Origin of the sequence: Streptomyces niphimycinicus, from assembly GCF_018883605.1 — a bacterium.
Lineage (GTDB): Bacteria > Actinomycetota > Actinomycetes > Streptomycetales > Streptomycetaceae > Streptomyces > Streptomyces niphimycinicus.
In genome coordinates, this window is the sequence record NZ_JAHLEM010000784.1 from 1 (window position 1) to 358 (window position 358).

General features: G+C 65.9%; 1 rRNA gene. It reads right to left on the reverse strand.

The annotated features are described in order from the left end of the window. Positions 1–281: 281 nt before the first annotated feature. Positions 282–358 (reverse strand): 5S ribosomal RNA (gene rrf / locus KN815_RS42655); the annotation flags it as partial.

Sequence of the window (358 nt, forward strand, 5' to 3'; positions counted from 1 at the left end):
TCATCACGCCGCTCGTCACGGCGGTCATCACGCCGGAAACCACCACGATCGCCATCGCGGCGCGGCCCCGAGCCGCGGACGTCCCGCCGGTCGCCGGCGTCCCGGCGACGCGGCTCGCGGCCCGACCGGTCGTCGGGAGAGTTGGTGGACATCGGCGTGACTCCTGTCTTCATGTACTTCAGCCATTCTCCCGCACCAGTCACACCGATGCGGGCCCAGCAAAAACAAAAAGGACCCTTGGTCCCAGCATGCACGCTGGGACCAAGGGTCCTTGAAAGATTGTTCGGCGGCGTCCTACTCTCCCACAGGGTCCCCCCTGCAGTACCATCGGCGCTGAAAGGCTTAGCTTCCGGGTTCG